Below are 6,368 nucleotides of genomic sequence, written 5' to 3'. Positions count from 1 at the left end.
TTGTGTTTCTCCATTATACAAAAATGTACCCTATAGGGAGACTTTTTTAAAGTGTCTACTCTATAGGGTACATTTTACTTATAGGAGGGGGATTTTTAAAGTTCTATGAGTAGGATAAGCAGCCAACACGGCATATAAGAATTAGATAAGACCATGTAGATGAATTCGTGACTGATTTTTACTTATAAGACTTATTTTGTATTGTGGTTACTAAAAAAGACCACCTAATGTTAGATGATCTTTTGAAAAAAAAGGAAAAAATCATTCCCGAATATTTTAACCAAATAAAGAAATAAAAAAACGAATCCAGCAACAAAAAGAGGACCTAATATTTTTTCTTTAAAAGTGTCCATTAACATTTCAATCAACAATGTTCACCTCCAGATGATAAGAGTAATTACCTAAATTATAGCAAAGTTTACTAGATATACAAGATTAGGAGGATTGATGAAGTTGGAAAGAAGAACAATTTTAAATATGAATGAAGTAATAGATTTTATGCAAAGGTACGCAAAAATTGGAGATCGGTTTGGTTCAAGTGCGATTCAAAGGAGATTTAGAACAGGTTATATGAACGCTAGGCTTGCATTACATGAAACTGGAGTCATTAGGTACCTAAAATTTATTTCAAATGGTGCTGTGTATTGGACACGAATTAAATAAACTCAAGAATTATTGAGGTTACTAATCAATTAGTGGCAGAAAACAATAGAATTTAATGAACGGGTAAGGATGTTAATATTAAGCGCTTCGATTGAAGTAGCTTCAGAGTTAAAAGTAGGGATAAGAATACGATAAACATGGCAACCTATACCAGGTTTATCAGTCCAAGTAAGATTTGGGATTATCGCTCCTTCAAAGGAATCTGAGTTAGCAACAAAGGTTTGTGAAGGTTTTATGGTTGTAAGATCATTAAAATCCCCGCCGTTTGTTGAACGTTGTAGGATATAGTCTAAATTAAAAGTTATAAAAGCTGGATCTGTAAGGGGTTGAATTGTTTGAAATTGAACAAAAAATTCTACAGATGAATCTAGTTTGATTTCTGCATCTTTGTTTTTAATCAAAACAGTTAGCGGTAGTAATGCTAAAGGGAGCATAAAAATGCCGTCTGGTATGATATTAACAGCAGAATCTGTTTGCAATTTAAAATATTGAGGACATTTATCATCATTACACTTGCAGTTTTTTACCATTATTCCATCAGTCCTTAAAAATAGTTATTATTAGTAAATGCTAATAAGGTGAAAGTGCAACTGATATAAGTCCAAGTGTCAAATTATTGTTAATTAAGGAAATTCAAGAGTAAATATGTTTAGTTAGAAGTGAAGGCAATACTTCTAGGAGTGCTACCAACCTGAATAGTATCAATAACAGAATGAGTCTTTACATCAATAACAGAAATAGTAGCACTACCTAGATTTGCAACATACGCCAATTTTCCATCAGCAGTAAAAGAGGCTGATCGAGGAAAATTACCAACTTGAATGGTATCAATAACAGAATGAGTTTTTACATCAATTACGGAAACAATTTCAATATGTGAAATATAAGCTAGTTTACCATCTGGTGAGAAGGTAACGAATCTAGGGGAATTACCACTTTGAATTTTAGCTACTAAAGAATGAGTCTTTACATCAATAACAGAAATAGTAGCCTCTCCGGAGTTGGTAACATACGCTAATTTTCCGTCAGATGTGAAAGCGATATCAGATGAAAGGCTTCCAACAGTTATTGTAGCGATAATAGAGTGTGTTTTAGTATCTATGACACTTATAAAACTGTCTGGAGAAGAAGAATTCATATGATAAGCTAATTTTCCATTAGGTGTTATAGCTAAAAAGGGTGAAGGGCCTTTTATTTCTGATGGTGGGACAATCACTGTAGCCATGACAGAATGCGTTTTAGTATCAATAACAGAAATAGAACTTCCCGAGAATCCAAAGTTTGTGACATAAGCTAATTTCGCATTGGGGGTGAAAGCTAGAGCTATGGGCTGTAAAACAACTGGAATTGTTGCAATAACAGAATGTGTTGTGGCACTTATAGCCAACACGTTTGAATCATCATTTATAACGTAAATCAGTTTTCCATCAGGAGTAATAGCTACAGCACCTGGAAATGTTCCAATAGACACAGTAGCAATAACGGAGTGTGCATTGGTATCAATAACTGACATGTTGAGAGAATCATTATTTGTAACATAAGCTACTTTTCCATCAGGAGTAATAATTATATCAAGCGGATCATTACCAACCATTACAGTAGCAATGACAGAATGCGTTTTAGTATCGATAACTGATACATTATCTGATCCGAAATTTGTTACGTAGGCTAATGTCACACATATACCACCTTTCACGAAATGTTAATTAAAAACTATGTAAGGAATAGGTATTTTATTCATATTACTCAAAGTGGACATAATAAGCATTTTGGTTACTAAAGCAAAAAACGCCCAAAGAATGGAGGGAGTTCACATGAAGAAGCTTAGCTTAAACGGATCGTTTCTTTCTGAAAAACTCTCCTATCAAGTAAATGATGATCACAGGTATCACCGAAAGTACAGGAAATACAATATATGCTAAGATTTCCAATATTAATCGCTCCAAACATGTATTTTTTATGTTATAGAAATTCTTACCATCTATTATATAGCAAAAAATTAGATTGTAAAATTAATGAAACATAATAGCAATTATGTATCCTCCCGAAATTTTCGAGAGGTGTCAAATGGCCTTATAAAAGGACTCTACCGGTAGTTATATTGTATGCATTATAACTTTATTTATTTTGAGCCTTTGCCTAGAAAAAAACAAAATGTATATTTACCTACCGTTATTAGTAACCACAATGATAGTTGTGTAGATTTAACTTTAACTAAATACTTGTTCAGTCACATAAGCAAGTTTTCCGTCAGGTGTAAAGTTAATAAAACTTTGATTAAAATCAACTGGAATAGTAGCGGTTACACTGTGAGTTTTCACATCAATAACAGAAACAAAAATACTTCGAGCATTGGCTATATAAGCAAGTTTTCCATCTGGAGAAAAAGTAATATCTTGTGGAAAGGTCCCAACTGGAACGATGGCAATGACAGAGTGAGTCCTGATATCAATCACAGTAATATCATTACTGTTACTATTTGCAACATAAGCAAGTTTTCCATCAGGTGTAATAGCAACTGCAACAGGTCGACTTCCAACTGAAATGGATGCGATAACTGTATGAGTCATCACGTCAATAACAGAAATAGTGTTTCCAGGGACACTTAAGGTTCCAAAATTACACACATACGCTAATTTTCCGTCAGGAGTAAAGGTAACTGAAAAAGGTCGAATACCAACAGAAACAGTAGCAATTATCGTATGAGTCTTCAAATCTATGACAGAAACATTAGTTGGTTGGTTAATTTCATTCCCGAGATTAGTAAGATAAGCAAGTTTTCCATCAGGTGTAATAATAACTTCAGACAGGGAAGGTCCAATAGGGACGGTAGTAATAACGGAATGAGTTTTCACATCAATGACCTTAACATTACCAGAGATAGTAGCAATATATGCCAGTTTACTATCAGGTGTAAAAGCAACAGAAACAGGACTACTTGCCGAAACAGTAGTTATAACAGAATGAGTTTTCACATCAATGATAGATACAATCCCATCAAAACGGTTCATAACATAAGCGAGCTTTCCATCGGGAGAAATAACAACTTCGATAGGAACAACACCAACATTAATGTTAGCAATAACGGAATGAGTTTTCACATCAATGACCGAAACAGTTCCTGCGACTAATGAATTTACAACATAACATAATTTCCCATCAGAGGTAAAGGAGAGTGTCTTGGCTGGAAATCCCAAAGTATTAGCAAATCCTACTGGTAAAGTTGCAATAACGGAATGAGTCTTCACATCAATCACAGCTGTAGACAAAATTAACCACCTCTATAAATTAATTATTATAACTAAGGTATGAGGGTGTTACTTGTTTAATACGAGGTTAGAAGCTTTTTATGGAAATGTTTATTTTTAGATGATTTGTTAAAGGAGATTTTAGTAAACGCAAGATAGATTGTGTTTGATAGGGGGATGTTCATAAGATAAAAGAATAAGAGATTAAATGTACAATATGTTAAATTCACCTAATGTTACTCAACAATATGGCGCTTTTCGGAAATGATACTGGAGAGCGTCTTTCAGTATGTTTTGAGGAATATGTTTAACCAAGATATTTTGTAACCTCAATGGACATTGTGGTTTCATGAAGTTATAGTTATTTTTATTATAATTTAGCTTTTTCTACACATTATCTGGACCACTTACTTTATAAAGGTAATTCCTTTATTATTATATCTTGCCAATGGGGAGGCAACTTGTGAGTCTCTATATGTTTAAAGTCTTTCATCTTAACATTACCGCTAGAAATGTAAAATGTTAATTGATCTTTTCCAACTGAAATATGTGCTCCGACAACCGGTGTTACTTCAATAGTGATTAAAAATTCAAATCGTCGATATCCTCCTATCCTTTCCATCTTTGCAATTTGTATCTGATATGGATAAACTGTGGTGTTAGTTTTAAGATAATCTTTGTAATAATTATTAACAGCTTTATTAATATCAGGTAATAGTAAGGTTGAAAATAAATCCATCATCAGTTCTTCATTAGATTTTTTAACAGGATGGTAATAATTATCTTCAGCATAATTTGCTGTTGTTGGGATTAAAAATAGGACTAAAAGGAAAACTGAAATTATTTTTTTCTTCATTATTTATACCACCTTTCTTACAAATATTATCCTCAAAAGGAATATGAAAATGTACTTAAATTTACATCTCATTATGAGGGATTTCTATACTGTAAGAAATGTTAGTTATTTCAGTTAGCTAGATTAATTAATGGAGCAAATAGCAAATTGTTATCTAAAAAAAATTAGCGCAAATCAGAAATAAATATATGATGCTTTTCTTCTTTATGTCTAGATTGTTTATTGAATAAGACAGTTTGTTACTTATGCTAAAATGAGAGTGATAAAGAAATGAACTTTGACTAACGGAGTAGGTTAGTGAAGTAAGATATGTTTTACAGAATTAATTTCTTTTCAGATAAATAATGTGGGATGGTGGAAGTTTTTTGAGTATTAATCAAGAAGCAATTAGGTTGCTAGAAGGAAATGAGTATGAAAATTCTCTTAAATTATTTAAAAAAGCAGTAGACGAAGCTAGAGATGTTCAATCATTGACAAACCTAGCCTGGATTTATTGTTATGAAGAATATAAAGATAATAAAGCACTTATATTATTAGATGAAGTTATAAGTTTAAACCCATCCTCTCACTTTCCCTATAATTTGTATGGTGAAATTTTACTAAGGCAAGAAAAATGGATTGAGGCAAAAGGTATTTTGCTTCAATCCATTAATATAAAGCCAACAATTAATGCTAATTATAACCTCGCAGTGGCTTGCTATCATCTTGGAGAAATTGAAAAAGCTTCTAGGTATTTTTTATTAGGTTCAGAGAGTTCGGATTATGCCATGTATAGCTATGTTTATTGTTTAATTAGACTAGGTGAAACAAAGATTGCAATTGAAACACTAGGAAAATTTAAGGAAGATGACGATGAATTTGTTGGTGAAATTGAAGTAGCTGACTTATATTTAGAACTAGAAATGTTTGATGAGGCTGCTAAATGGTTTGAAAAAGGTTGGAAGCGATACAGTAAAGATGTTAGATGGGTTAGTAGATTTATCTATACACTTTTAAAATTGAATAGGACAGACTTTATTGAGATATTTCAGGAGGTAATAAAAGAAAAAGAAGAAAATATAAAAGAGGAATCTAATGAGGAGTGTGATGAAGATTGGACAGAAGAAGAGAAACAGGATTATATAACAGAGCTTATTACTGAAAAAGCAGAATTTGAACAAATGTATAAAAAATTTATAAATGGATTTATCCCAGTAATGGAATTTGACACATCTGTTAAAACAGGTTGTTATCTATTTGGATGTAAGCGTCATAATCATCCTGAATACCAAGAATTATAGTTTTTCTAAACTTGTAACTCATTTTCAGTATATGTCCCTGTTGGCCAAAAAAAACTTCATTCTTCAACAATATGGCGCATGTGCGGCCTGATCTGCTCCCTGTCAAGTAGACAGTTTATAATAAGCGCACTTATGCAATCAGTGTTTTATATTCAACAGGACTCAGGTTGTTGAGTTTCTTTTGAAATCTTTCATGATTATAAAAATAAATATAGTGTTTTATTGACTCTTTCACTTCTTTAGGTTTTTTATAAGTAAAGAGATTAAAACATTCAGTTTTTAAGTGACTAAAAAAACTCTCCATACTTGCATTATCCCAGC

The 6,368-nt window shown here is 32.2% G+C and carries 7 protein-coding genes; 2 read left to right on the top strand and 5 right to left on the bottom strand.

The genetic code is table 11. From position 1 onward, the window contains the following. Nucleotides 1-453 precede the first annotated feature (453 nt). Nucleotides 454-663, top strand: a complete 210-nt coding sequence (locus JM172_RS23730; protein WP_214484858.1) for a hypothetical protein — start codon at nucleotides 454-456, stop codon at nucleotides 661-663. A 29-nt stretch (nucleotides 664-692) separates the two neighbouring features. Here the strand turns inward: JM172_RS23730 and JM172_RS23725 are convergent, their stop codons facing one another. The 4 genes from JM172_RS23725 to JM172_RS23710 all read right to left on the bottom strand — a co-directional run bounded on the left by JM172_RS23725 (nucleotide 693) and on the right by JM172_RS23710 (nucleotide 4,767). Next, the gene (locus JM172_RS23725; protein WP_214484857.1) at nucleotides 693-1,193 is read right to left on the bottom strand and encodes a hypothetical protein; all 501 of its coding nucleotides are present in this window, start codon (nucleotides 1,191-1,193) and stop codon (nucleotides 693-695) included. A 119-nt stretch (nucleotides 1,194-1,312) separates the two neighbouring features. After that, the gene (locus JM172_RS25560; protein ID WP_214484856.1) at nucleotides 1,313-2,341 is read right to left on the bottom strand and encodes a beta-propeller fold lactonase family protein; all 1,029 of its coding nucleotides are present in this window, start codon (nucleotides 2,339-2,341) and stop codon (nucleotides 1,313-1,315) included. 532 nt (nucleotides 2,342-2,873) lie between these two features. Further along, complete coding sequence (locus JM172_RS23715) at nucleotides 2,874-3,932, bottom strand: cytochrome D1 domain-containing protein (protein ID WP_214484855.1); 1,059 nt, start codon at nucleotides 3,930-3,932, stop codon at nucleotides 2,874-2,876. 391 nt (nucleotides 3,933-4,323) lie between these two features. Next, nucleotides 4,324-4,767 (bottom strand): DUF3888 domain-containing protein, encoded by a 444-nt coding sequence (locus JM172_RS23710; protein WP_214484854.1) that lies wholly within the window; start codon nucleotides 4,765-4,767, stop codon nucleotides 4,324-4,326. 365 nt (nucleotides 4,768-5,132) lie between these two features. Between JM172_RS23710 and JM172_RS23705 the strand changes: the two genes are divergently transcribed. Beyond that, the gene (locus JM172_RS23705; RefSeq protein WP_214484853.1) at nucleotides 5,133-6,047 is read left to right on the top strand and encodes a tetratricopeptide repeat protein; all 915 of its coding nucleotides are present in this window, start codon (nucleotides 5,133-5,135) and stop codon (nucleotides 6,045-6,047) included. A gap of 130 nt (nucleotides 6,048-6,177) precedes the next feature. Here JM172_RS23705 and JM172_RS23700 read toward each other — a convergent pair. After that, on the bottom strand, nucleotides 6,178-6,368 hold a 191-nt coding region (locus tag JM172_RS23700; protein ID WP_214484852.1), incomplete at its 5' end, for an IS3 family transposase.

Origin of the sequence: Bacillus sp. SM2101, assembly GCF_018588585.1 — a bacterium.
GTDB classification, from domain to species: Bacteria; Bacillota; Bacilli; order Bacillales; family SM2101; genus Nanhaiella; species Nanhaiella sioensis.
The sequence above is the reverse complement of the archived record's forward strand: the minus strand, read 5'-3'. Positions and strand labels throughout refer to the sequence as shown.

Bases quoted from the DNA above. Each gene is read 5' to 3' on its own strand.
- JM172_RS23710 (WP_214484854.1), bottom strand. From the start codon at position 4,767: ATGAAGAAAAAAATAATTTCAGTTTTCCTTTTAGTCCTATTTTTAATC.
- JM172_RS23725 (WP_214484857.1), bottom strand. From the start codon at position 1,193: ATGGTAAAAAACTGCAAGTGTAATGATGATAAATGTCCTCAATATTTT.